Source organism: Mycobacterium sp. 852014-52450_SCH5900713, from assembly GCF_001667075.1.
Taxonomy (GTDB): domain Bacteria; phylum Actinomycetota; class Actinomycetes; order Mycobacteriales; family Mycobacteriaceae; genus Mycobacterium.
Map to the genome: position 1 here is coordinate 61,190 of NZ_LZIL01000066.1, position 23,458 is coordinate 84,647.

Genomic DNA, 23,458 nt, shown 5'->3' on the forward strand with positions numbered 1-23,458 from the left:
TGAGTTGTCCAGATTGAGGAGACTTCCGTGCCGAACCGACGCCGACGCAAGCTTTCGACAGCCATGAGCGCGGTCGCCGCCCTGGCAGTGGCGAGTCCTTGCGCATACTTCCTTGTCTACGAATCGACGGCCGGCGGCAAGCAGCCCGAGCACCACGACTTCAAGCAGGCTGCCGTAATGACCGACCTGCCCGGCGAGCTGATGGGAGCGCTGTCGCAGGGGCTGTCGCAATTCGGGATCAACCTGCCCCCCGTGCCCGCACTGAACGGGGGCACCGCCGCCAGCACTCCCGGCCTGACCAGTCCCGGCCTGGGCACTCCAGGGCTCGGTACGCCAGGGCTCACCAGTCCGGGCTTGACGAGCCCGGGACTCACCAGTCCAGGCCTGACCAGCCCCGGCTTGACGAGCCCGGGTCTGACGAGTCCAGGCCTGGCGAGCCCAGGTCTGGCGAGCCCAGGCCTGACGCCCACGACGCCGGGACTCACCGCGCCCGGCGCGCTGCCGACCACCCCGGGCGCCGGAGTGGCGACCCCGGGCGCGGGACTCAACCCGGCGCTTTCCAACCCCGGGCTGACCAGCCCGACCGCGGTCACGCCCGGACTGGGCACCCCGACAGCCGCGGGTGAAGTGCCGATCACCGCTCCGGCCAGTTTGGATCCCGGCGCTGACGGCACCTACCCGATCCTCGGCGACCCGTCGTCCTTCGGCAGCGGTTCGCCGCTCGGTGGCGGTGGCACCGGTCTGGGCGGAGGCAGCGGCAGCGGCAGCGGCAGCGGCGGCCTGGTCAACGACGTGATGCAGGCGGCCAACCAGCTGGGCGCCGGCCAGGCCATCGACCTGCTCAAGGGCCTGGTGATGCCGGCGATCACGCAGGGTATGCAGCACGGCGCCGCGGGTGCACTCCCGGGTGCCGCCGGTGCCCTGCCGGGCGCCGCGGGTGCATTGCCGGGTGCCGCCGGTGCCCTGCCGGCCGCCGCGGGCGCTCTGCCGGGTGCCGCAGGCGCTCTGCCGGGTGCCGCGGGGGCCCTGCCGGCCGCCGCGGGCGCTGCCGGTGCGTTGCCGGCGGCGGCGGCTGCCGCGCCGGTCCTGCCACCCGTGTAGACCTCAGGGGAACCCTTCAACCAGACGGCACCGCAGATTCTTCTGCGGTGCCGTCGATTTTCGTGCAGATTCGCGCCGCCCCGGTTCGTGTCATCTCATCATTAACATTAGAAACACAAGTAACATCGCCTGGTGTCTCCTAGTCGCGGGCCGACGACGTTGCTCACCGCCATCGCGGCGACCGTCGTCATCGTGTCCTGGGTGGCGGACACGACGCGCGACCGCCGCACGGCCGGCCCGCCGCCGGCCCACGGCACCCAACTGGCCGAACAACCGCTGGTCGGGCTGGGCGGCGGCGTCACGGTTCGCGAGATCGGGCAGAGCACCCCGTTTTCCCTCGTGGCGCTCACCGGCGACCTGGCCGGCACGTCGACCCGGGTCCGAGCGAAGCGTCTCGACGGTTCGTGGGGGCCCTGGTACCAGACCGAGTACGAAACCGCGGCGCCCGACGGCGCGACGCCGGCCGGGTCCCTCGAGGGACCGCGCGGAACCGACCCGGTGTTCGTCGGCACCACCACCACCGTCCAGATCGCGGTCACCCGTCCCATCGATGCGCCGGTGACCCAACCGCCGCCCGCGCCGCCCAACGAGACCGGCCTCGGCTACAAGCCTGCGTCCCGGGAACAACCGTTCGGGCAGAACATCTCAGCCGTCCTGATCTCACCGCCGCAAGCGCCGTCGGAAACGCAGTGGACGCCACCGTCGGGGGTCTTGATGCCCGGCCAAGCCCCGGCCATCATCAGCCGCGCGCAATGGGGCGCCGACGAGTCGCTGCGTTGCGGTAGTCCGCAGTACGACAACGGGATTCGCGCCGGGGTGGTGCACCACACCGCGGGCAGCAACGACTACTCCCCGCTGGAATCGGCCGGGATCGTCAAGGCCATCTACACCTATCACAGCAAGACCCTGGGCTGGTGCGACATCGCCTACAACGCCCTGGTCGACAAGTACGGCCAGGTGTTCGAGGGCAGCGCCGGGGGGCTCACCAAAGCGGTCGAGGCCTTCCACACCGGCGGCTTCAACCGCAACACCTGGGGTGTGGCGATGATCGGCAACTTCGACGACGTACCGCCGACGCCGATCCAGCTGCGCACCCTGGGCCGGCTGCTGGGCTGGCGGCTGGGCCTGGACGGCGTCGACCCCAAGGGCACCGTGGCGTTGGAGTCGGCGGGTAGCCACTACACCACCTACCCGGCCGGTTCCGTCGCGACGCTGCCCACGATCTTCACCCACCGCGACGTCGGCAACACCGACTGCCCGGGCAACGCCGCCTACGCGCTCATGGACGAAGTACGCGACATCGCTTCGCATTTCAACGATCCGCCGGAGGAATTGATCAAGGCCCTGCAGGGCGGCGCGATTTACGACCACTGGCAGGCGATGGGCGGCATGAACAGCGCGCTGGGAGCGCCGACCTCACCGGAGGACAGCGCGGAGGGTGACGCCCGGTACGTCACATTCGCCAGGGGAGCGATGTACTGGTCGCCCGAAACCGGCGCCCAGCCGATCACCGGCGCGATCTACGACGCCTGGGCCTCGCTGAGCTACGAACGCGGTCCGCTCGGCTTGCCGACGAGCGCCGAAATTCAAGAGCCGCTACGGATTACGCAGAACTTTCAGCACGGAACCCTTAACTACGATCGGCTGACCGGCAACGTCACCGAGGTCGCGGAAGGCATCACCACGCCACTGTCGACGGAGTCCCCGAGCGGTCCGACCGTCGCGCCCGAACACTTCTCGCTGCCGGCGCACCCCTCCGCCACTTAGCCGAAAAGCCCGCTCAGAGCCACCAGCGTTCCAGCACGCGCCCCACCCCGTCGTCATTGTTGCCTGCGGTGACCTCGTCGGCCGCACTCAGCACGTCGGGATGGGCGTTGCCCATCGCCACGCCATGACCGGCCCAGCGCAGCATCGGTAGGTCGTTGGGCATGTCGCCGAACGCCACCACCTCTTCGCTGGCGATCTGCAGGGGCCTGGCGATCTCGTCCACACCGGTGGCCTTGCTGGTGCCCAACGGCACGATTTCCACCAGGCCGTTGTTGGTGGAGTAGGTGATATCGCCCTCGATGCCGACATGCCTGGCCAGTGCGGCGGCCATATCGGCGCTGCGGGCGCCGCTTCGGCGGATGAGCAGCTTGATCGCCGGCGCGCTCAGCAGGTCCTCGATCGACACCTCGGTGTTGTCCGGGTTCAGCCAGGCATGTTCGTAGCCGGGCGAGCTGATGAACTGCGGGGTCGCCGTGTCGTGGGCGCGTTCACCGATTCGCTCGACGGCCAGGCCGGCCCCCGGGATGACGCGCGTCGCGAGCTCCGCCAGTTCGGCCAGCATGTCCACGGGCAGCGTGCGCGCCGACAGCACCCGGTCGGCCGCGGGGTCATAGATGACGGCACCGTTGGCGCACACCGCGATCGGCGCGAAGCCGAGCGCATCCACGACGGGACGTATCCAGCGCGGCGGCCGGCCCGTCGCCACGACGAACGTCGCGCCGGCGGCGGTGGCGGCACGCACGGCGTCGCGGGTGCGCGGAGTGATGGTTTCGTTGTCGTCGAACAGGGTGCCGTCGACGTCACAGGCGATGAGCGCCGGCAAAGTCATCTGACGGTTCCGCGTTCGCGGCTCGCCGGTCTGATCAATGCACTCCGCTCTGCTCCTGCCCCGGACGGGTCACGCCGTCGGTGCCGTATTTCTGCATTCGCGCCTGCAACTCCGACAGGCGGATCGCCCGGGAATCATCCTGGGTGGGCGCGGCGCCGCCGAGCCGCCGAGGCACCCAGAACTCGCCCTCGGGGTGCGGGTACTCCTCCTGCACCCGGTACAACAGCGCGTTCATCGCCTCGCGCAGCGCCGCGTTGAGCTGCTCGGGTGTGCCGTGCGGCGGCAACGGCCGCCCTGCCGCGACGGTGATCGGAACCTTGTTGCGCCACACCTTCTTCGGATGATCCTTGGGCCAGATCCGATGGGCACCCCAGACGATGACCGGAACGATCGGCACCTGGGCGTCCAGCGCCATCCGGGCCGCACCTCTCTTGAATTCCCGAAGCTCGAAACTGCGGCTGATCGTGGCTTCAGGGTGCATCCCGATTAGCTCGCCGTCGCGCAGGCGCCGCGTGGCCAGCTCGAGCGCGTCGTGCCCGTTAGTGCGGTCCACCGGGATCAGCCTGGCGTGGTTGATGACGTAGTTGACCGCCTTCACGTCGGCCATTTCCGCCTTGATCATGAAGTAGGCGCGCCGGCGCCGCTCACGCACGGCAAGCAGCGTCGGCAGCCAGTCCAGGTAGCTGGTGTGGTTCTGCGCCAGCAGTGCACCGCCCGACTGCGGAATGTTCTCCAGCCCGCGATAGGTGAACTTGGTTCCCTGCATCGCGACCATGGGCGGGACGACCCATTCGCACAACCGGTAAAAGCCCTCAGGCATGTGTCCTCCTTCGCCTACCGCGACGATCGTCCATCACGACCGGCGGCCCGGGCCGCGGCCTCGTCCGCCTCCATCCGAGCAGCCTCCGCCATGGTCGGTGCCCCACCGCCCAGCCGGTGCGGCGTCCAGTACGCACCCGGTTCGTGCGGATAGCGCTCCTGCACCTGGTGTAGCAGCGCGGTCATCGACTCGCGCAGGGCGGCGTCGGTCCGCGCAATGTCTTCGGCCGCCGTGACTGGCGCGCCCACCTGCACTTTAATCGGTACCTTGGTGCGGCCCAGTGTGCGCGGGTGGTCTTTGGTCCAGATCCGGTGCGCACCCCAGACGATGATCGGGACGATCGGAACGTCCGCGTCGACGGCCATGCGGGCGGCGCCCGTTTTGAACTCCTTGAGCTCGAAACTGCGGCTGATGGTGGCCTCCGGATACACCCCGACCAGCTCGCCCTCGCGCAGCCGCTGCACCGCCAGCGCGTAGGCGCCCGCGCCAGCACCGCGGTCCACCGGAATGGTCCGGGTGTGCTTGATCAGGAAGTTGACGATCTTCACCTGCTGCATCTCGGCCTTGATCATGAACCTGAGCCGGCGGCGCCGGCGATACACGGCCAGCGCGGCGGGCAGAAAGTCGACATAGCTGGTGTGGTTGATCGCGATCACGGCACCACCGGAGTCGGGAATGTTCTCCTCGCCGGCGTAGGAGATCCGGGTGTCGGTGGCCAGAACCGTCAGCCGAGCCAGGATCTCGAGCGCGCGGAAGACCGGTTCCACCATCGATCGCTACTCCGGCGCTCCCGCGGATCCGGCCCGGCGCGCCGCGCGAGCGGCCGCCTCCTCGGCGTCCATCCGGGCAGCTTCGGCCAGCGATGGGGCACTGCCGCCCAACCGGCGCGGCACCCAGAACTCACCCGCCGGGTGCGGCCCATACATTTCCTGGGCCCGCTCCAGCAGATGTTGCATCCGCGAGTGCAGCAGCCCCTTCAATTCCTCGACGCCCAGCGTCGGTTCGATCGGTTCACCGACGACGACCATGATGGGCACCTTGGGACGGAACAGCTTCTTGGGGTGCCCCTTGGTCCAGACGCGCTGCGCGCCCCAGACGATCACCGGAACGATGGGCACCCCGGCTTCGACGGCCATCCGCGCCGCACCCGACTTGAATTCCTTGATCTCGAAGCTGCGGCTGATCGTGGCTTCCGGGTAGACGCCGACCAACTCGCCGTCCTTGAGGTTCCGGACCGCTTCCTCGTAGGAGGCGGCCCCGTTCTGCCGGTTCACGGAGATGTGCCGCAGGCTGCGCATGAGCGGCCCGGTGATCTTGTGGTCGAACACCTCCTGCTTGGCCATGAAGCGCACCTTGCGGCCCAGACCTTGCTGGTAGGCGGGCAGCCCCGCGAACGTGAAATCGAGGTAGCCGGTGTGGTTGATGGCGATGACCGCTCCCCCGCTCTTGGGCAGGTTTTCGGCGCCCGTGACCGTGATCTTGAGACCCTGTATGCGCCATATCAAGCGGGCAAGTTGAATGACAGTCCCGTATACCGGTTCCACAGCTGATCAGCCTAGTGCTCCCGGCTGTGAGTCAGCCCTTGAGTCAGCCGAAGTGCCGAAAACCGAGACGCCGTCCCGCGCTAAGCTCGGAGGCTGAAAAAGCCGTTACCCGGCCGCGGGCCGCGCAGGTCCCTTGATCGGCCCCAGGAAGGTGTTTGTGCAGGTCACAAGCGTAGGTCACGCCGGATTTCTGATCGAGACGCCCGCGGGCAGCATTCTTTGCGACCCCTGGGTCAATCCCGCGTACTTCGCGTCCTGGTTTCCGTTCCCCGACAACAGCGGCCTGGACTGGGACCGGCTGGGGGACTGCGACTACCTCTACGTGTCGCACCTGCACAAAGACCACTTCGACGCCAAGAATCTTCTCGAGCACGTCAACAAAGACGCGGTGGTGCTGCTGCCCGACTTCCCGGTGCCGGACCTGCGAAACGCGTTGCAGGAGCTGGGTTTCTACCGGTTCTTCGAGACCAGCAACTCGGTCAAGCACCGGGTCAGCGGCCCCAAGGGCGACCTCGATGTGATGATCATCGCCCTGCGGGCGCCGGCCGACGGCCCGCTCGGTGACTCGGCGCTGGTGGTTTCCGACGGCGTGACGACCGCGTTCAACATGAACGACGCCCGGCCGGTCGATCTCGACATGCTGAGCTCGGCTTTCGGACACATCGACGTGCATATGCTGCAGTACTCCGGCGCGATCTGGTACCCGATGGTGTACGACATGCCGGCCCGCGCCAAGGAGTCGTTCGGTGTCCAGAAGCGGCAGCGGCAGATGGACCGCGCCCGCCAGTACATCGCCCAGGTGGGCGCGACGTGGGTCATCCCGTCGGCCGGGCCGCCGTGCTTTCTGGACCCGGATTTGCGTCATCTCAACGACGACCACGGCGATGCGGCCAACATCTTTCCGGACCAGATGGTGTTCCTCGACCAGATGCGCACCCACGGGAGCGACGGCGGCCTGCTGATGATCCCCGGCTCGACCGCGGACTTCACCGGCACCACCCTGAATGCGCTGCGCCATCCGCTGCCCGACGATCAGGTCGAGGCGATCTTCACCACCGGGAAGCGGGCCTACATCGCCGACTACGCCGAACGGATGGCGCCGGTCGTGGCCGCCGAGCGCGCGAGCTGGGCGCCCGCCACCGGGGAACCACTGCTCGAGCCGCTACGTGCGCTGTTCGAACCGATCATGTCCCAGAGCGACGAGATCTGCGACGGCATCGGCTATCCCGTCGAATTGGTGATCGGCCCGGAGACTGTCGTGCTCGACTTCCCGAAACGCGCCGTGCGCGAACGGATTCCCGATGAGAAGGTGCGCTACGGTTTCGCCATCGCGCCGGAGTTGGTCCGCACCGTACTGCGGGATCGGGAGCCGGACTGGGTGAACACCATCTTCCTGTCCACCCGATTCAGGGCGTGGCGCGTCGGCGGCTACAACGAATACCTGTACACGTTCTTCAAGTGCCTGACCGACGAACGGATCGCCTACGCCGACGGCTGGTTCGCCGAGACGCACGACGATTCGTCATCGGTCACGCTGGACGGCTGGGAAATTCAGCGCCGCTGCCCCCATCTCAAGGCCGACCTGTCGAAATTCGGTGTGGTGGAGGGCGATACGTTGACCTGCAACCTGCATGGCTGGCAGTGGCGATTGGACGACGGGCGGTGCCTGACCGCGCGGGGTCACCAACTGCGAAGTTCGCGAGCATGAACGAAAGCCCAGGCCGGTCTTACGACGACGGGTTGGTTCAGTTGGACCGCGCGGCGATCACGCTGCGCCGCTATCACTTTCCTTCCGGAACGTCGAAAGTGATTGCGCTGGAGTCGATTCGTGGATACAAGGCCGAAGGGCTGGGCCTGCTCACAAATCGGTTCCGGATCTGGGGCAGCTCGGACTTGCGTCGCTGGCTGCCGCTGGACGTGAGCCGGCCGTTCAAGTCGACCTTGGTCACGCTGGACGTGCCCGGCGTCCGGCCCAGCCCCGCCTTCACGCCGGCGCGACCGGAAGAGTTCACCGCACTCCTGGATGAGCTGCTAGGTCAGCGCGGTTAGCGTCGCGCGCGAGTGCGCAAAAGTCCGGCTGCGACTGCCGTCGGCGACCCCGGCATACGCCAGGACGACTGGGCGAGTTTGAGTCAGGGGCCGAGCTGGCTGCGGTACGGTTGCCCAGCATGTGGATCACTGTGCTGGTGCTGGCCGGCTCGGTGATCTTCGAACCGATCCGCGTCGGTCTGGTGGTCCTGCTGCTCAGCAGGCGGCGCCCGCTCATGCAAATGCTCGCGTTCTTGTGTGGTGGCTTCGCCATGGGCGTCGGCGCGGGTCTGGTGGTGCTGTTCGTCCTCCGTGCCGCGCCGGTCGTTGGCCACTTCAGCGTGGCGGACGTCCAGATCGCATCCGGGCTCGCCGCTTTGCTCGTTGCCGTCGTGTTGGCGACCAATGTTGTGCGACGCAGGGTTGTCCATGTCCGCCCCGCACCGGCGGATGCGGTAATCGGCCGCAGCGGTGACGTTGCCCTCGACGAAGGGTCGGCACCGAGCGGACGGCGGCGGCTGGCCGAAAGCGCGCGAATCTTCTTGCGCGGTGACTCCCTAGCCGTCGCAGCGGTCAGCGGGGTTGGGGCGTCGTTGCCGTCGGCGAACTACATGGGCTCGATGGCCGCCATCCTCGCCGCGCACGCCGCGCCGGCCGCGCAGGTGCAGGCGTTGGTCGCCTTCAACGTGGTGGCGTTCGCCGTGGCCGAGATCCCGCTGGTCGGATATCTGGCGTCGCCGCAGCGCACGCGCGCCGTCATGGCCGGGCTGCAGAACTGGCTGCGATCCCGCGGCCACCGCGACATCGCCCTCTTGGCGGCGGCCGGGGGCTGTTTCATGCTCGTCCTCGGGCTGATCAACCTCGCTGCGCGTTAGCGGCCCACCTACAGCTTTTCGATCGGCCTTGAGAGCCGGTGTGAACAGCCGTCCCTAGGTAGCGCGCTCGGCGAGCGCCTGCCGGGCCGCGTTGTACCCGGGGATGAACGTGATGCCGGGTCCGCCGTGGCAGCCCGCGCTGCCCAGGTACAGACCCTCGATCGGAATCGGCTGACCCCGAAATCCATTCGGGCCGGGCCGGTTCGGCCCGATCTGGTTCGGGTTGAGCAGTCCGTGGCAGTAGTCGCCGCCGGGCGCGCCGAACATCACGCCCATGTGCTTGGGCGTGAAGGTGGTGTGCCGGATGATGCTTCGTTCGAAGTTGGGCGCCAACCGGGTGATCTTGTCGATCACCCGCTGGCCCATTTCGACTTTCGCGTCGCCATAGTCGGCACCACCCTCGATCGGGAACCACAACGCGAACGCCGACGCGGCGTGTTTGCCCGCGGGTGCCAGGTCCGGGTCGTTCTGCGTGGGTATCTGCAACACCACCGTCGGGTCGGCCGGGACGATGCCGCGCCGGCAATCCTCCCACTGCTGCTGCACCTCCTCCGGCGTGCAGAACAGGCCTATCGACGCCTGCATCGCGGGATCGTTGAGCGCCTCGTAGGGTGCGGCGAATTCCGGCGCTTCCTCGAGCGCGAAGTGCATCTGCAGGTAACTGCCGCGGTGATCGGTGCGGGCATACCGCTCCCGGATGTCGCCGGGCAGCAGGGCCGGGTCGATCAGATCGTTGAGGGTGGTGTCGGGCGCGATGCCGGAGACGACGATCGGGGCCGTCAACGTCTCGCCACCCTCGGTGCGCACCCCCCTCACCCGCCCGTCCTCGACGAGGATCTCGGTCACCTTGGTCCGCAGCCGGACCTCGCCGCCCTGGCTCTCAAGCAGCTCACCCAGGTGGGAGGTGAGCGCCCCAATGCCGCCGCGCAGCTTCTTCATCTGCATGGTGTCGCCGTCGGGGACGCCCAGCCCGAACGCCAGCGCGGCCGCGCTGCCCGGCGTGGCGGGCCCGCGATAGAGGGTGTTGACGGCGAGCACGGTCATCGAGCCGCGCAGCGCGCCGTGCTTCTCGCGGTCCGGAAGGTAGCGGTCCAGCACGTCGGTGACCGAACCGAACAGCATGTCGTCGATGGCCGACCGTTCGAATTCGTTTGTCGCGCAGGCATACATCTCGTCGTAGGTCTTGGGCTCCGTTCCGGCTTCGAAGCGGCCCAGCGCCCGGGTGGGCGCCTGGCTCCAGGCCATCAGCCCCGCCATCCCGTTGACGGCGTCCGCCCCGTGCACCTCGTTGAGGTGGGTGAACAACTTGATGGGGTCGCTGTACTGGACCAGCGGATCGTCACCGACGCCGCGCACCGCAACCGACATCACGTCCAGGTCGATCGTCGGCAGGGTGTCCAGGCCGAGCTCGTCGACCACCACCTTCGAAGTGGGAAATTGCACCGAGCCCGCGATCTCGAACCGGTACCCGTCGAAAAGCTCCACGGTGGAAGCCATCCCGCCGGCGTACAGCTTGGAATCCAGACACACCGTCCGCAGTCCGGCCTTCTGCAGCAGCACCGCCGCGGCCAGACCGTTGTGCCCGGCACCGATAACTATCGCGTCATATTCAGTCATGTCCTGCCCTCCAGCAATGGAGGCTGGCACGGTCGCAAAGTTTTGTCAATTATGACGAAACTTTATCCCGCCTCGGCGACCCAGGCGTCGGCGATGCCGGCCCTCAGCGATTCCAGCGCCGCGTGGCACATCCGCGCCAGCTCGCCCAGCGACCGATCCTCGCCCAGCATCCAGAACTCCATCGCGCCGAAAACTCCTGCCGCGATGCACCGCGCGATCACCGCCGCGCGCAACCGCCCATCCAGCGTCCTGCTCGCCGCGCAGCTACGCCGGTGCAGCTGTGCCTGGATGACGCCGGCGAAGTCGGCCTCGACTTCCTGCATGTGCCGAACGATGCGGCCGGGATCAAGCTCCCCACCCCGCAACGCGGCTATTTTGGTCACGGCCTCAACGTCATACGGGAACGAGAAGATGGCCGATTGCACCGAGTCGATGATCGGCTCATCGGCGGGCCGGGCATCCAGCGCGGCACGAAACCAGTTCAGTCCGGTGTAGTCGGCAAACAACAGATCGTGCTTGGACTTGAAATGGCGATAGAAGGTCCGAAGCGAGACCCCGGCGTCCGCCGCGATCTGCTCGGCCGAGGTCTCTTCGACACCCTGGGCCAGGAATCGCACCAGGGCGGCCTGGATCAACGCCTCCCGGGTGCGCTCGCTGCGCACCGTCTGCGCCGGCCGGACCATGCAAGTACGGTACCTCAGCCATCTTTTGTCAGTATTGACAAAACTTCGACTCTGGGGTGAGACTGCGGCCATGGTCTCGCTTCTTGTGCATGCAGTTCTCGGGCTCAGTGTCATCGGCTGGATCGTCGCCTCGAACTCGAAGGTCTTCGCCCGGCCCGCCGGCGGGCCGTTGTTTTCCCCGCTCGAATGCGTGTATTACGTCGTCGGCATCGCTTCGGTCGCGCTGGGCTGGTATTTCAACGTCACCTACGTCCAGCAGTACTCGCACGGCTCCACCAATCCGCTGTGGGGCGAGCACGGGAGCTGGGCCGAATACATCAAGCTGATGTTCACCAATCCGGCCGCGGACTCCGCCAGCCAGGACTACACGATCGCGAATGTGATTCTGTTGCCGCTGTTTACGATCGTGGACGGCTACCGCCGTGGGCTCAAGCACCCGTGGCTGTACTTCGTCTCCAGCCTCTTCACCAGCTTCGCGTTCGCGTTCGCGTTCTACTTCGCCACCATGGAGCGGCAGCGCCGGCACGAGCAATCCCGCGAGACGGTCGACGCCTAGTTTCCGTCCGCCCAGCGCCGGGCCCACTGGTCGAGGGGATCGAGCGCCTCGCCCAGCGACCGGCCGACCTCGCTGAGCTCGTAAGACTGGTCGTCGCGCTGGACGACCAGGCCCGCGCCCGACAGTTCGCCGAGACGGTCATACAAGACGCTGGGAGACATCCCGTCGCAGTGCTCCCGCAACGACCTCGCCCCCAACGGACCGTCGCGAAGCTCCCACAGGATCCGCAGCGACCAGCGCCGCCCGAGGAGATCGAGGGCCGCCATGAGCGGCCGCCCGGTCGTCGACCCCCGCACGGGGCGCCCCGGTCGAGCCACCGATTGACGTTTCGGATTCCGTAACGTAGCTTTCTTGTCCATGGTTACGGAAATAGTAACGCCTCGCATCGACGCCCTCGACCCGCCGTACGACGCCGCGGTGGCGGCCCTACTGCAGAAGATGATGCCGCCGGACGTGCCGCCCATCGCCCTGTTTCGCGTCGTGGTGCGCAACATGCCGATGGCCGAGGCCATGACGCTCTGGGGCGGTTACGAGCTGAGCCGCGCGTTGTCGCTGTCCCTTCGCGACCGCGAGATCGTGATCGACCGCACCTGCGCTCGCTGCGACTGCGAGTACGAATGGGGCGTGCACGTCGCGTTTTTCGCGGACAAGGCCCGTCTGGATCGCGCGCAGGTCCACTCCCTGACCCACGGCGGAGCCGACGATCCGTGCTGGACGGCCGAGCGAGATCGCCTACTCGTCCGCGCCGTGGATTCGCTCTACGACCGTCGAGACATCGACGATGCCCTCTGGACGGCGCTGCGCGCCGAATTCGACGAAAGCCAGATCCTCGACCTCACGATGCTGTGCGGCTGGTATCACGCGATCAGTTTCACCGCGCGTTCCGCCCGGGTCCCGCTCGAGGCGGGCAGCCCTACTTTCAGGTCGGTTTGACGGCGCGCCACCGTTGCCGCCCACCTAAGGGGTGGATCTGGACATCGGCGAATCCCGCGTTGCGCAACCGCGCGCCCAGATCATCGGGCGCGATCGGGTTGTAGGTGTCGGCGATGTGCAGCAGCCGGAAGGACAGCGACGGGACACCGTCGCTGCCGGCGAACACCCCGCCCGGCCGCAGCACCCGGAACGCCTCCGCGAAGAGCCGGTCCTGCAATTCGGCGCTGGGCACGTGGTGCAGCATGGTGAAGCACACCACCGAGGTGAAGTGATCGGCGGGCAGCCCGGTGTCCGCGCCGTCGCCGTGGATGATGCGGGCCCGATCGCCGTAGCGGCGCTCAAGGCGGTCGGCCATCGCGGCGTCGACCTCGACGGCGGTGAGCGAATCGGCCCTGTCCAGCAGGGCGCGCGTCGTCGCCCCGTATCCCGGGCCGATTTCCAAAGTCCGCGAACCCAATTCGACGCCGTCCAACGCCCAGGGCAACAGCTGCCCCGCCACCGCCTTCTCCCAGGCCGCCGAGTTACACCGCCGCCGGTGCAGAAGATTCATTCCCATAACCGCGACGTTAGGCGCACCAGAGGAAGGCGCACTTCCGATATCCTGCCGACTTATGTCGGAAATCAGCCATCACGGGCCGGCGACATCATCGCTGGCGCTGCCGCCGGGGGCCCGGATCGATCGGCATCGGCATCCCTTGCACCAAGTGGTCTACCCGTCCTCAGGCGCGGTCTCGGTCACCACCCCGGCCGGCACCTGGATCACGCCGGCGAACCGGGCGATCTGGATCCCGGCGGGCTGCTGGCACGAACATAAATTCCACGGCCCCACGCAGTTTCACGGCGTCGCATTGGATCCCCGTCGCTATCGCCGCGGGCCGGCGGCCCCCGCCGTGCTGGCGGTCAACCCGTTGATGCGGGAACTCATCATCGCGTGTTCGCAGACTGATCGGACCGACAGCGACGAGCACCACCGGATGCTGGCCGTACTGCACGATCAGTTGCGGGCGACCAGTGCCGGCGAGCCGCTGTGGATTCCCACGCCCGTCGACGGCAGGCTGCGCGAAGCGTGCGCGTTGATCGCCGACAACCTGGCCGCGCCGTTAACGCTGCCGCAGATCGGCCGGCGGATCGGCGTCAGCCAACGCACCCTGACCCGACTGTTCAGCGACGAGCTGGCGATGACCTTTCCGCAATGGCGCACCCAGCTCCGCCTGCAGCGCGCCTTGGTGCTGCTCGCCGAGCGGCACGACGTCACGTCGGTGGCAGCCGAATGCGGTTGGGCCACAACAAGTGCCTTCATCGACACCTACCGGCGCGCCTTCGGTCACACCCCGGGTCGGCTGACGAAGACGCGCTAGCTAGCTGATCGGCTCGAGCAGCTCGGTGCCGACGAAAGGCACCAGCGCGTCGGGCACGCGCACGCTGCCGTCGGCCTGCTGGTGGTTCTCCAGGATCGCCACCAGCCACCGGGTGGTGCCCAGCGTGCCGTTGAGGGTGGCCGCGGTCTGCGGCTTGCCGTTGTCGTCGCGGTAGCGCGTCGCGAGCCGGCGCGCCTGGAAGGTGGTGCAGTTGGACGTCGAGGTCAGCTCGCGGTAGGTGCCCTGCGTGGGAACCCATGCCTCGCAGTCGAACTTGCGGGCGGCCGAGGACCCGAGATCCCCTGCCGCGACGTCGATCACCCGATACGGCACCCCGATCTGGGCCAGCATCTCGCGCTGCCAGCCCAGCAACCGTTCGTGCTCGGCCTCGGCTTCGGCGGGCGTGCAGTAGACGAAGCCTTCGACCTTGTCGAACTGATGCACCCGGATGATGCCCCGGGTGTCCTTGCCGTAGCTGCCGGCCTCCCGCCGGAAGCACGACGACCACCCCGCGTAGCGCAGCGGTCCGCCGGACAGGTCCAGGATCTCGTCGGCGTGGTAGCCGGCCAGCGGCACCTCGGAGGTGCCGACCAGGTAGAGGTCGTCGGCCTCGACCCGGTAGATCTCGTCGGCGTGGGAGCCCAGGAACCCGGTGCCGGCCATCACCTCGGGGCGCACGAGCACCGGCGGGATCATCGGAATGAAGCCGTTGTCGACGGCCAGCCGCAGCGCGAGCTGCAGCAGCCCGAGCTGCAACAGGGCGCCCCGTCCGGTCAGGAAGTAGAAGCGCGAGCCGGATACCTTGGCGCCGCGTTGCATGTCGATCAGCCCCAGCGACTCGCCGAGCTCGAGGTGGTCCTTCGGGTCTTGCAGCTGAGCGGGCTCGCCCACCACCTCCAGCACGCGGTATTGGTCCTCCCCACCGGCAGGCACCCCGTCGATGACGACGTTGGAGATCGTCATGTGTGCGGCGGTGAACGCCGCCTCGGCCTCGGCCTGCTCGGTCTCGGCGGCCTTCACCTGCTCGGCCAACTCCTTGGCGCGCGCCAGCTTGGCGGGACGCTCCTCGGGGGACGCGGCGCCGACGCTCTTGCTGGCCGACTTCTGTTCGGCGCGCAACGCATCGGCCGACGAGATCGCCGCCCGGCGGGCGGCATCGGCCGCCAGCAGCGTGTCGACCAAGGTGGGATCCTCGCCCCGGCTGGTCTGTGACCGGCGTACGACGTCGGGGTTTTCGCGGAGCAGCTTGAGGTCGATCACGGCCCTGAGACTACTTTCATCGGCACTGCACACTGCGCGGTGCACCCACCCCGCCAGGTCCCAGGACTCACATCCGTAACTTTTGTCACACTCCACAGCCGCTCCTGTCAGAATGGAGCCGATGTCGCCAGCGCCCGAGACGGACCTTCCGGAAGCCCCGGAGTCCGATGCCCCCTCCGCCGAGCCGGAACAGCCGCAACCCGGCTTCCGGTGGCCACGCAGTCTGCAGGCCCAGGCGACTCGGCGCGCCCTGTTGCTGACCGCGCTGGGCGGCCTGTTGATCGCCGGGCTGGTCACCGCGCTGCCGGTAAGCGGCACCGGCGCGGGGCGGCTGTCCGGTTATCTCGACGGCAACCCGGTGCCCACCACCGGCAGCAAGAGCGACGCGGCCTTCAACAAGGCCTCCAGCGGTGACTGCCTGATCTGGCCGGACGCCACCCCGGAGTCGGCGAAGATCGTCAACTGCGCCGACGACCACAAGTTCGAAGTCGCCGAATCCATTGACATGCGGACGTTCCCGGGCGCCGAGTACGGCCCCAACGCCGCTCCCCCCTCGCCCGCCCGCATTCAGCAGATCACCCAGGAGCAGTGCGAGTCCGCCGTGCGCAACTACCTGGGCCCCAAGTTCGATCCCAACAGCAAGTTCACCGTCAGCCTGCTGTGGCCCGGCGACCGGGCGTGGCGCCAGTCCGGCGAGCGCCGCATGTTGTGCGGGCTCCAGCTGCCCGGCCCCAACAACCAGCAACAAGCCTTCAAGGGCAAGGTCGCCGAGGTTGACCAGTCCAAGGTCTGGCCGGCCGGCACCTGCCTGGGCATCGACTCGACGACCAACCAGCCGGTCGATGCGCCGGTCGAGTGTGCGGCGCCGCACGCGATGGAGGTGACCGGCACGGTCAACCTGGCCGAGAAGTTCCCCGGCGCGCTGCCTGCGGAGCCCGACCAGGACGGGTACATCAAGGATCTGTGCACCAAGATGACGGACGCCTACCTGGCGCCGGTCAAGCTGCGCACCACCACCCTGACGCTGATCTATCCCACCGTGCCCTTGGCCAGCTGGACGGCCGGCAGCCGCGAAGTCGCCTGCAGCATCGGCGCGACCTTGGGCAACGGCGGCTGGGCCACCCTGGTCAACAGCGCAAAGGGCCAGCTGCTCATCAACGGTCAGCCGCCGGTGCCGCCGCCCGACATTCCCGAAGAGCGGCTCACCATGCCGCCGATACCGCTCCAGGTGCCGGCCCAGGCTCCGCAGAGCCAGGCCAGCGCGCCCCCGGAGATCCCGCCAAACAATCAGCACCTCCCGGGTCAGCAGCCGGCGGTAGCGCCCCAGGCGCCCGCCTCGGACACCCCGGCTCCCCAGGCGCCGCAGCCCCCACCCCCCCCGGCGCCGGGGCGCCGCCGCAGGCCCCGCCACCGGCGGACGGCGGGGCACCACCGCCGGCCAACCCGGCGCCCGAGGCGCCGCCCGCGCCGCCAGCCGGGGGCTAGCCGCGTGCCCGCGCGGATGGATCCCCAGCGGTTCGACGAACTGGTGTCCGACGCGCTCGACCTGATCCCGCCCCAGCTGGCGGCGGCGATGGACAACGTTGTGGTGCTGGTCGACGACCGCCACCCCGAGGACGGCGGACTGCTCGGGCTGTACGAAGGGGTCGCCCTCACCGAGCGCGACTCGGACTACGCCGGCTCGCTGCCCGACGCCATCACCATCTACCGCGAGGCGCTGCTGGACGTCTGCGATTCCGAGGACGACGTCGTCGAGGAGGTGGCGATCACGGTGATCCACGAGGTCGCCCACCACTTTGGCATCGACGACGACCGGCTGGAAGAACTGGGCTGGACCTGACGGCCTGTCAGCCGCGCCGGATTTATGGGCGCGGCATCCCGGATTTGTCCGCCACCGGTGCTATGAACGGGTTATGAGTGCTGACTGCCGCGACTGCCGGGCAGGCTTAGATCACTGTCACGGCACCATCATTCGCCATTCCCTGCGCCGCTCGGAGTGCACGGAGCCGGATTGCTTCAGCCCTGAGCTGTTGCCGCACGCCTTCGTGATCGACTGCGACGCCATCGGCTGCGAGTGCTTCGAAGCGGTCGCGCTGGCCGTTTGACCGGCCGTCAGCCCATCGGGTCGGTGCTCGAGTGCACCGCGTCCGCGACGGGACTGGCCTCGGGCTCGGGGTAGAACGGCGGCGTCAGGGTCCCCCATCGCACGCAGCTCCACCGCCCGTCGGTGATCGGGGCCAACACCACCGATTCGGCGTTGTCCAGGTGGTTGTCCAGCGCGAAGCCGGCATCCACGCCCGCCAACACGGCGGCGGCCAGTCGAATCGCCGCACCATGGCTCACGACGACGATGTCGCCCGTCCAGTCGTGGTCGTCGAGGTAGCGTAGGCGCAGGTCGGTGAGCACGGGCACGTAGCGGCCCAACACGTCGTTGCCGGTTTCTCCGCCGGGCAACGGAACGTCGAGATCACCGTGATGCCATTGCTCGTAGATCGCGTTGAATTCCGCGACCGCGTCGTCGTCGTTGCGGTTTTCCAGGCCACCGACCTGGACCTCGTGAATTCCGCTCACTTCGACGGCGGCCATCTCGAGCTCGCCGCCGATGACACCGGCCGTCTGCGACGCGCGGATCGCCACCGAGTGCGCCAGCAGCCCGGGCCGTCCCGCACCGCGCGCAAAGGCGCGGGCCTGGTCGCGGCCCAGCGGCGTCAGCTCCGCCCCCGGCGGCCGGGTGTCCAGCCTGCGTTCGACGTTGCCGTACGACTGGCCGTGTCGCAAAAGCACCAGCCGGCCGGTCACAGCTCGATTCCCCCGGCCGCCGTTTCGGGTTTTCCTTCTCGTAGCCGCGCCAGCCAGCGGGCCGCCTCGTCGGCCGGCGGCGGCAACACCCCGGCGGGCGAGCCGGTCGGCCAAGATCCCAGGTATCGCACATCGGCACAACGACGGTGCAGCGCTTTAAGTGCCTCGGCGACGGCGTCGTCGTCGATGTGGCCCACGCAGTCGGCGAAGAAGACATAGGTGCCCAGCGCGGTACGGGTCGGCCGAGATTCGATCCGCGTCAGGTCGATGCCGCGGATCCCGAATTCGGTGAGCGCGCCCAACAAGGCACCCGGTGCGTTGTCGATCCGTAAAACCACCGCCGTCCGGTCCGCCCCGGTGCGGGGCGTCGGCGGGCCCGGCAGGCCCACCAGGAGGAAGCGCGTGCGGGCGTTGGGCTCGTCGACCACCCCGTCGGCCAGCGCGGCCAGTCCCCAGCGGGTAGCGGCCAGGGGCGAGGTCACCGCGGCGTCGGCCTGTCCCTCGGCCACCTGCCGCGCCGCGTCGGCATTGGAATACGCCGGCCGGGGCTGGGCCTCGGGCAGGTTGGCGGCCACCCACCGCCGCACCTGCGCCGCCGCCACGGGGAAGGCCGCCAGGGTGCGCACGTCGGCGGCGGTGCGGCCGGGTTTGACGACGATCGTGAACGCGACATCCAGGGTTGTCTCGGCGAAGACCTGCAGGGGCGAACCGATGGCCAAGCTGTCGAGCGTGGGCGTCACCGACCCGTCGATCGAGTTCTCGATCGGGACGCAGGCGTATTCGGCGCCGCCGCCGCGCACGGCGTCCAGCGCCGCGGCGGTGCTGTCGATGGGCACTCGCCGGACCTCGTCGGGACCCTGCCCTGGGACCAGACCGGTGGCCGTGATCTGCAACAGCGCCGCTTCGGTGAACGTCCCTTCCGGGCCGAGATAAGCGATGCGGACCACGCCCCAACCCTAGCGGCGACCGCCGCCAAACCGCTCTTGCGGCGCCTCGCCATCTAAGTTAACTTAGGCTTACCTAATCTAAGGAGTTCGGTGTTACCCCTGACCTGCCCCGCCCCGACGACGGCCGAACGTATCCGCAGCGCCTGTGTCCGAGCCGGCGGCGCCCTCCTGGCACTGGAGTCCGCGCCCGCGCGCCAGGACCCCGTCGTGACGCCCGTGCATCACCTGCTGCCCGACGGGTCGTTCGCGCTGGCGATCCCCAGTGAGCGCGAAGACCGACCGGAGGGCGCCGTCGCCGGATCGCAGGCGCTCCTGGAGTTGACCGACTACGCACCCCTTCCGCTGCGGGAGCCGGTGCGCTCGCTGGTGTGGGTGCGCGGGCAGTTGCACGAATTCCACCCGGCCGAGGTCGCCGAGACGGTCGACCTGATCGCCGCCGAGTGGCCGCACCCCGCATTGCTTCAGGTCGACACCCCGCGGTGCGCGCCGTCCGACGGGCAGGAACCTCGCTACACCCTGGTCCGGCTGGAGGTCGCATCCGTCGTCGTCACCGACGCCACCGGCGCCGAGCCCGTCAGCGTGGCGGATCTCCTGGCGGCCCGGCCCGACCCGTTCTGCGAGATCGAGTCGAACCTGCTGTGGCATCTGGACACCGCACACAGCGACGTCGTTGCGCGGCTGGTGTCCCGGTTGCCCGCGCCGCTGCGCCGCGGGCAGGTGCGCCCGCTCGGATTAGATCGCTACGGCGTGCGGTTCCGCGTCGAAGGCAAGGACCGCGACCACGACGTCCGGCTGCCGTTCCACAAGCCCGTGGACGACATGACCGGGCTGAGCCAGGCCATCCGCGTGCTGATGGGGTGCCCGTTCATCAACGGCCTGCGCGCCCGCCCGTAGTCCAACCCGTCGTGTCCGGCGGCCCCGGCCGCGTACGTTAACCGGGTGAATGGCGATCGACCACCGCACCGGCCCGAACCGCGCACCGAGCCGTCACCGGTGATTCGCCGCGGGGCCCCCCGGCCGGCACCGGCCGAACAGACCACGCCGCTGCGTCGGCCAACACCGCCGCCTCCACCCCCGCCGCCTCGCACCGTCGAACCGTCGCGCCCCCGTCAACCGCCCGGACCTCCGCCGCGGCCCACCGCCGCGCGCACGCGCCGCAGCCGTGGCTGGCGCCGCTGGATACGAGCGGTCGCGTCGGCCCTGGTGATCGGCGTGCTGCTGGCCGGCATCGGCGTCGTCTGCGGCGCAGTCTGGTTCGACAGCAGGCTGCACCGCGACGAGATCCTGGCCGACTACCCGGGACGCCCCGCGCATGGCCGCGGGACGAACTGGTTGCTCGTCGGCTCGGATAGCCGCCAGGGGCTCAGCCCCGAACAGCAGGAGGACCTCGCCACCGGCGGCGACATCGGCAGCAGCCGCACCGACACCATCCTGCTGGTACACCTGCCCGAGCTGTGGTCCGGCGGCCGGGTGACGATGGTGTCGATACCGCGCGACTCCTACGTCCCGATCCGCGGCCACGGCAAGGACAAGATCAACGCCGCCTTCGCGATGGGCGGGGCACCCCTGCTGGCGCAGACGCTGGAGCAGGCCACCGGGCTGCGCCTCGACCACTACGCGGAGATCGGATTCGGCGGATTCGCCGGCCTGGTCGACGCGTTGGGCGGGGTGACGGTATGCCCGACGACGCCGCTCAGCGACCCTTTGGCCGGCATCGACCTGCCGGCCGGTTGCCAAAAACTCAACGGCCGCAACGCCCTCGGGTACGTCAGGACGCGTGACACCCCCCGGGCGGATCTGGACCGGATGGTCAATCAGCGGCAGTTCGTCGCGGCGCTGCTGCACGCCGCGGCCAGCCCCGCGGTGTGGCTCAACCCCTGGCGCTGGTACTCCGTGCCGCACGCACTCGCCGACGCCCTGACCGTCGACCGCGACGACCACGTGTGGGACCTGGCCCGCCTCGGCTGGGGGCTGCACGGCTCGCCCACCACCATGACCGTCCCGATCGGGGAGTTCACCAGCGGTGACGCCGGATCGGTGGTGGTGTGGAACCACGACGAGGCCAGCCGGCTGTTCGAGGCGCTGGCGGCGGACGCCCCGGTGCCCACCGCTCCGCCGGACTAACCGCCCGCGCGGCCGTTCTCCAGATACGCCTTCGTGCGACCCGGGTGGTGGGTGGCAAGCCAGGCCACCCCGACGTCGCGGCAGAAGTCGAGGTCTTCGTACTCGTCGACGTTCCAGCAGTACACCGCCCGGCCCTGGGCGATCGCGCGGTCCGCGAGCTGGGGATATTCCTTCAACGTCGCCAGCGACGGGCCGACGGCGGTGGCACCGACGGCCGTGGCCGCGCCGCTGGTCAGGTAGCGCGCGGTCTTGCCGAGCAGCACGGTCGGAAGCAGCGGCGCGGCTCGCCGGATGCGCCAGACCGCGGCCGCCGAGAACGACATCACCACCGCGCGAGACCGGTCGGCGGAGGCGGGCGCGGCGATGCCGAACCGCTGCAGCAGCGCGAGCAGCTTGGTCTCCACCAGCGAGCCGTACCGCACCGGGTGCTTGGTCTCGATGAAGAGCTTCACCGGCCGATGCCAGTCCAGAACGAGGGAAACCAGGGCGTCCAGCGTCAACAAACTCGTATCGCCGTGCGTGCCGTCTTCGCGCCAGCTGTCGTGCCACGCGCCGTACTCGAGCTCACGCAGCTCGGCGAGGGTCATGGTGCTGACCAGGCCGGCCCCGGTCGAGGTCCGGTCCAGCCGGCGGTCGTGTACGCACACCAGGTGGCCGTCGCGGGTCAGGCGCACGTCGCATTCCACGCCGTCGGCGCCCTCTTTGAGGGCGAGGTCGTAGGCGGCCAGCGTGTGTTCGGGTCGCGCGGCTGACGCGCCGCGGTGGGCCACCACAAAGGGGTGCCCGGCGAGCACCTCCTCGGCCCACGTCATACGCCTAATGCTGCCGCTTCCTGACCCTCGAGCTCAACCGGACGTGCTGCTGGCGCGTCCGCAACGACGACCCAGCGGTGCGCGGGGCGTTCGACCGGTTTGCGCTCGAACCCCTCGAAGACCCTGGCGGCCGCGGCGACCGTGAGCGCCGCGATCAGGTAAGCGAAAACCATCGTGATGGTGTTATTGGCGATGCCTTGGGCGTCCCTGGCGAAGCTGGTGATCATGGCGAAGACGGAGGCCAGGTAGCTGGCGACCCAGGCAATCCACCACTCGACGATCGGTCGGCGTATTCGGGTGTAGTGCTCTTCCAGGATCGCCAGCTCGATGACGTAGACCGGCGCCCACAGCAGGTTGGCCAAGGGCACTACACACCCGGCCCACAACGCCCGGGTGGACCGCGGCTCCGGCAGGCCGTGATGGGCGAACACGGCGGCGCGCCGCGCGATGAGCCAGCGGATCAGCACCGCGCCGGAGGTGAACACCGCCGCGATCGCGCTCACGCTGGCCAGGATGCCGAGCCAGTCCGCCCCGGCGGCGACCCACGAGTTCAGGAGGGTGTTCCGGTTGACGACCAGCAGGACGTAGCGCACGACATAGACCAGGGCGGCGACGCCGAGGACGAGCACGCTCACGAACAGCGTGGTGCGGATCATCGCTGCCGATGGCGCAGCGTGCGCGGGCTTTTCGAGTGCGGCCGGGGCTTGCCCGACGCGGTCGTCCAAGCCCCAGCGCGGCATCACTGCATAACGCGGGGTGGGGCCGAGGGGACGTCTTGCGTGCCGGGTGGGCGGCGCGGCGCCGGGACGCACCGCTATCCAGCGAAAGCCCGGTGGTAGCCGTGGCGGGGTGCGCTGCCAGCCCCGAGCCGCGGACGGTCGGCTCGGCGCCGCGGCGGTGGGTGCGCTCCACCCCGGACCGGGGGCCGGCGCATCCGACAGGGGCGCCATCAGTGCGCCCTGACAACGGGGACACCACGCACGTTGCCGCTCGCGCACGTTCCACCGAGTGCCGCATTGGGAGCACACCTGGATCACCGGACTAGCGTAACCGCGCGCCGATGCGCGCCGCGGGACACTCAGCGATGGCCGGAGTGGGGCCGGTCGGCTATCTACTCAGCCATTACGGCCTATCCACAGTTTCCACAGGTTTATCCACATGGCTTTAGTGGGTAAGGGAAGCGTTACTACAGCTTCACCCGTTGGCCGTGGCACCACTGTGGATAACAACGCGGTCACGGAGGCATGCCATCGACAGCCCAAAACCCCGTGTGAGCGAAATGGATTGCCTTGCTAAGCATCCGCGCGGTGGCCTGCAGGCCGCGCCGCAGGTCCGGCCTTCCCGCGGTCGCCCTCAACACGCAGCTCAGCCCATCATTTTCCAAGCCCGCCCGGAAGCGCTATGA

At 68.9% G+C, this 23,458-nt stretch carries 24 protein-coding genes and 2 pseudogenes; 13 read left to right on the plus strand and 13 right to left on the minus strand.

The genetic code is table 11. From position 1 onward, the window contains the following. Positions 1-27 precede the first annotated feature (27 nt). Positions 28-1,101 carry a PirG gene (locus tag A5773_RS20120; protein WP_197507897.1) on the plus strand — a complete coding sequence of 358 codons (1,074 nt, stop codon included), beginning with the start codon at positions 28-30 and terminating at the stop codon, positions 1,099-1,101. Between the two features lie 132 nt (positions 1,102-1,233). Beyond that, entirely contained in the window at positions 1,234-2,868 is a 1,635-nt protein-coding gene (locus tag A5773_RS20125; protein WP_197505416.1) for an LGFP repeat-containing protein, read from the plus strand. 13 nt (positions 2,869-2,881) lie between these two features. Here A5773_RS20125 and A5773_RS20130 read toward each other — a convergent pair whose 3' ends face one another. The 4 genes from A5773_RS20130 to A5773_RS20145 are packed head-to-tail and all read right to left on the minus strand — an operon-like array spanning position 2,882 to position 6,061. Continuing rightward, positions 2,882-3,697 carry a Cof-type HAD-IIB family hydrolase gene (locus A5773_RS20130; RefSeq protein WP_066953466.1) on the minus strand — a complete coding sequence of 272 codons (816 nt, stop codon included), beginning with the start codon at positions 3,695-3,697 and terminating at the stop codon, positions 2,882-2,884. 34 nt (positions 3,698-3,731) lie between these two features. Then, positions 3,732-4,517 (minus strand): 1-acyl-sn-glycerol-3-phosphate acyltransferase, encoded by a 786-nt coding sequence (locus A5773_RS20135; protein ID WP_067263050.1) that lies wholly within the window; start codon positions 4,515-4,517, stop codon positions 3,732-3,734. A gap of 14 nt (positions 4,518-4,531) precedes the next feature. After that, positions 4,532-5,287 carry a 1-acyl-sn-glycerol-3-phosphate acyltransferase gene (locus tag A5773_RS20140; RefSeq protein ID WP_067263047.1) on the minus strand — a complete coding sequence of 252 codons (756 nt, stop codon included), beginning with the start codon at positions 5,285-5,287 and terminating at the stop codon, positions 4,532-4,534. Between the two features lie 6 nt (positions 5,288-5,293). Further along, positions 5,294-6,061: a 1-acyl-sn-glycerol-3-phosphate acyltransferase gene (locus A5773_RS20145; protein ID WP_066953472.1), complete on the minus strand. Its 768-nt coding sequence runs from the start codon at positions 6,059-6,061 to the stop codon at positions 5,294-5,296. A 157-nt stretch (positions 6,062-6,218) separates the two neighbouring features. Between A5773_RS20145 and A5773_RS20150 the strand changes: the two genes are divergently transcribed. The 3 genes from A5773_RS20150 to A5773_RS20160 all read left to right on the plus strand — a co-directional run bounded on the left by A5773_RS20150 (position 6,219) and on the right by A5773_RS20160 (position 8,964). Beyond that, positions 6,219-7,769 carry an MBL fold metallo-hydrolase gene (locus tag A5773_RS20150; protein ID WP_067792352.1) on the plus strand — a complete coding sequence of 517 codons (1,551 nt, stop codon included), beginning with the start codon at positions 6,219-6,221 and terminating at the stop codon, positions 7,767-7,769. Further along, complete coding sequence (locus tag A5773_RS20155) at positions 7,766-8,110, plus strand: hypothetical protein (RefSeq protein ID WP_066953474.1); 345 nt, start codon at positions 7,766-7,768, stop codon at positions 8,108-8,110. The genes A5773_RS20150 and A5773_RS20155 overlap by 4 nt, the downstream gene beginning before the upstream one ends. A 119-nt stretch (positions 8,111-8,229) precedes the next feature. Continuing rightward, positions 8,230-8,964 (plus strand): GAP family protein, encoded by a 735-nt coding sequence (locus tag A5773_RS20160; protein ID WP_067792289.1) that lies wholly within the window; start codon positions 8,230-8,232, stop codon positions 8,962-8,964. A 54-nt stretch (positions 8,965-9,018) separates the two neighbouring features. Here the strand turns inward: A5773_RS20160 and A5773_RS20165 are convergent, their stop codons facing one another. Further along, positions 9,019-10,581 carry an NAD(P)/FAD-dependent oxidoreductase gene (locus A5773_RS20165; protein WP_067792292.1) on the minus strand — a complete coding sequence of 521 codons (1,563 nt, stop codon included), beginning with the start codon at positions 10,579-10,581 and terminating at the stop codon, positions 9,019-9,021. A 62-nt stretch (positions 10,582-10,643) separates the two neighbouring features. Then, the gene (locus A5773_RS20170) at positions 10,644-11,264 is read right to left on the minus strand and encodes a TetR/AcrR family transcriptional regulator (RefSeq protein WP_067792295.1); all 621 of its coding nucleotides are present in this window, start codon (positions 11,262-11,264) and stop codon (positions 10,644-10,646) included. A 70-nt stretch (positions 11,265-11,334) separates the two neighbouring features. On the opposite strand from A5773_RS20170, the gene A5773_RS20175 reads away from it, so the two are divergent. Continuing rightward, positions 11,335-11,820, plus strand: a complete 486-nt coding sequence (locus tag A5773_RS20175) for a DUF2834 domain-containing protein (RefSeq protein WP_066953482.1) — start codon at positions 11,335-11,337, stop codon at positions 11,818-11,820. Here A5773_RS20175 and A5773_RS20180 read toward each other — a convergent pair. Next, positions 11,817-12,137: a helix-turn-helix domain-containing protein gene (locus A5773_RS20180; RefSeq protein ID WP_232001911.1), complete on the minus strand. Its 321-nt coding sequence runs from the start codon at positions 12,135-12,137 to the stop codon at positions 11,817-11,819. The genes A5773_RS20175 and A5773_RS20180 overlap by 4 nt on opposite strands. Before the next feature lie 40 nt (positions 12,138-12,177). Between A5773_RS20180 and A5773_RS20185 the strand changes: the two genes are divergently transcribed. After that, complete coding sequence (locus A5773_RS20185) at positions 12,178-12,753, plus strand: carboxymuconolactone decarboxylase family protein (protein ID WP_066953486.1); 576 nt, start codon at positions 12,178-12,180, stop codon at positions 12,751-12,753. On the opposite strand, the gene A5773_RS20190 is transcribed toward A5773_RS20185, so the two are convergent. Then, positions 12,740-13,309, minus strand: coding sequence for a class I SAM-dependent methyltransferase (locus tag A5773_RS20190; RefSeq protein ID WP_066953488.1), 570 nt, complete (start codon positions 13,307-13,309; stop codon positions 12,740-12,742). The genes A5773_RS20185 and A5773_RS20190 overlap by 14 nt on opposite strands. Before the next feature lie 55 nt (positions 13,310-13,364). On the opposite strand from A5773_RS20190, the gene A5773_RS20195 reads away from it, so the two are divergent. Continuing rightward, positions 13,365-14,111, plus strand: coding sequence for a helix-turn-helix domain-containing protein (locus A5773_RS20195; protein ID WP_067792300.1), 747 nt, complete (start codon positions 13,365-13,367; stop codon positions 14,109-14,111). Here A5773_RS20195 and serS read toward each other — a convergent pair whose 3' ends face one another. Further along, on the minus strand, positions 14,112-15,371 hold the full coding sequence (gene serS / locus A5773_RS20200; protein WP_067792303.1) for a serine--tRNA ligase: 1,260 nt from the start codon (positions 15,369-15,371) through the stop codon (positions 14,112-14,114). 112 nt (positions 15,372-15,483) lie between these two features. Between serS and A5773_RS20205 the strand changes: the two are divergent. The 3 genes and pseudogenes from A5773_RS20205 (at position 15,484) to A5773_RS20215 (ending at position 17,476) form a co-directional block, all read left to right on the plus strand. Beyond that, a pseudogene (locus A5773_RS20205) lies at positions 15,484-16,856 on the plus strand (septum formation family protein). Positions 16,857-16,860: 4 nt separating this feature from the next. Beyond that, positions 16,861-17,288 (plus strand): annotated as a pseudogene (locus tag A5773_RS20210) (metallopeptidase family protein). Then, positions 17,285-17,476: a hypothetical protein gene (locus A5773_RS20215; protein ID WP_067263026.1), complete on the plus strand. Its 192-nt coding sequence runs from the start codon at positions 17,285-17,287 to the stop codon at positions 17,474-17,476. Before A5773_RS20210 ends, A5773_RS20215 begins: the two are co-directional and overlap by 4 nt. 7 nt (positions 17,477-17,483) lie before the next feature. Here A5773_RS20215 and A5773_RS20220 read toward each other — a convergent pair whose 3' ends face one another. Next, complete coding sequence (locus A5773_RS20220) at positions 17,484-18,170, minus strand: histidine phosphatase family protein (RefSeq protein WP_066953501.1); 687 nt, start codon at positions 18,168-18,170, stop codon at positions 17,484-17,486. Further along, the gene (gene pheA, locus A5773_RS20225) at positions 18,167-19,117 is read right to left on the minus strand and encodes a prephenate dehydratase (protein ID WP_067792306.1); all 951 of its coding nucleotides are present in this window, start codon (positions 19,115-19,117) and stop codon (positions 18,167-18,169) included. The genes A5773_RS20220 and pheA overlap by 4 nt, the downstream gene beginning before the upstream one ends. Positions 19,118-19,207: 90 nt before the next feature. Between pheA and A5773_RS20230 the strand changes: the two genes are divergently transcribed. Beyond that, the gene (locus A5773_RS20230; RefSeq protein ID WP_066953505.1) at positions 19,208-20,011 is read left to right on the plus strand and encodes a DUF2470 domain-containing protein; all 804 of its coding nucleotides are present in this window, start codon (positions 19,208-19,210) and stop codon (positions 20,009-20,011) included. 45 nt (positions 20,012-20,056) lie between these two features. Beyond that, positions 20,057-21,241, plus strand: a complete 1,185-nt coding sequence (locus A5773_RS20235; protein WP_067263019.1) for an LCP family protein — start codon at positions 20,057-20,059, stop codon at positions 21,239-21,241. Here the strand turns inward: A5773_RS20235 and A5773_RS20240 are convergent. Both A5773_RS20240 and A5773_RS20245 read right to left on the minus strand, forming a co-directional pair. Next, a complete protein-coding gene (locus A5773_RS20240; protein ID WP_066953509.1) occupies positions 21,238-22,053 on the minus strand; it encodes a glycerophosphodiester phosphodiesterase in 816 nt (271 codons plus the stop codon). The genes A5773_RS20235 and A5773_RS20240 overlap by 4 nt on opposite strands. Continuing rightward, positions 22,050-23,090, minus strand: coding sequence for a DUF4328 domain-containing protein (locus A5773_RS20245; RefSeq protein ID WP_082948313.1), 1,041 nt, complete (start codon positions 23,088-23,090; stop codon positions 22,050-22,052). Before A5773_RS20245 ends, A5773_RS20240 begins: the two co-directional genes overlap by 4 nt. Positions 23,091-23,458 lie beyond the last annotated feature (368 nt).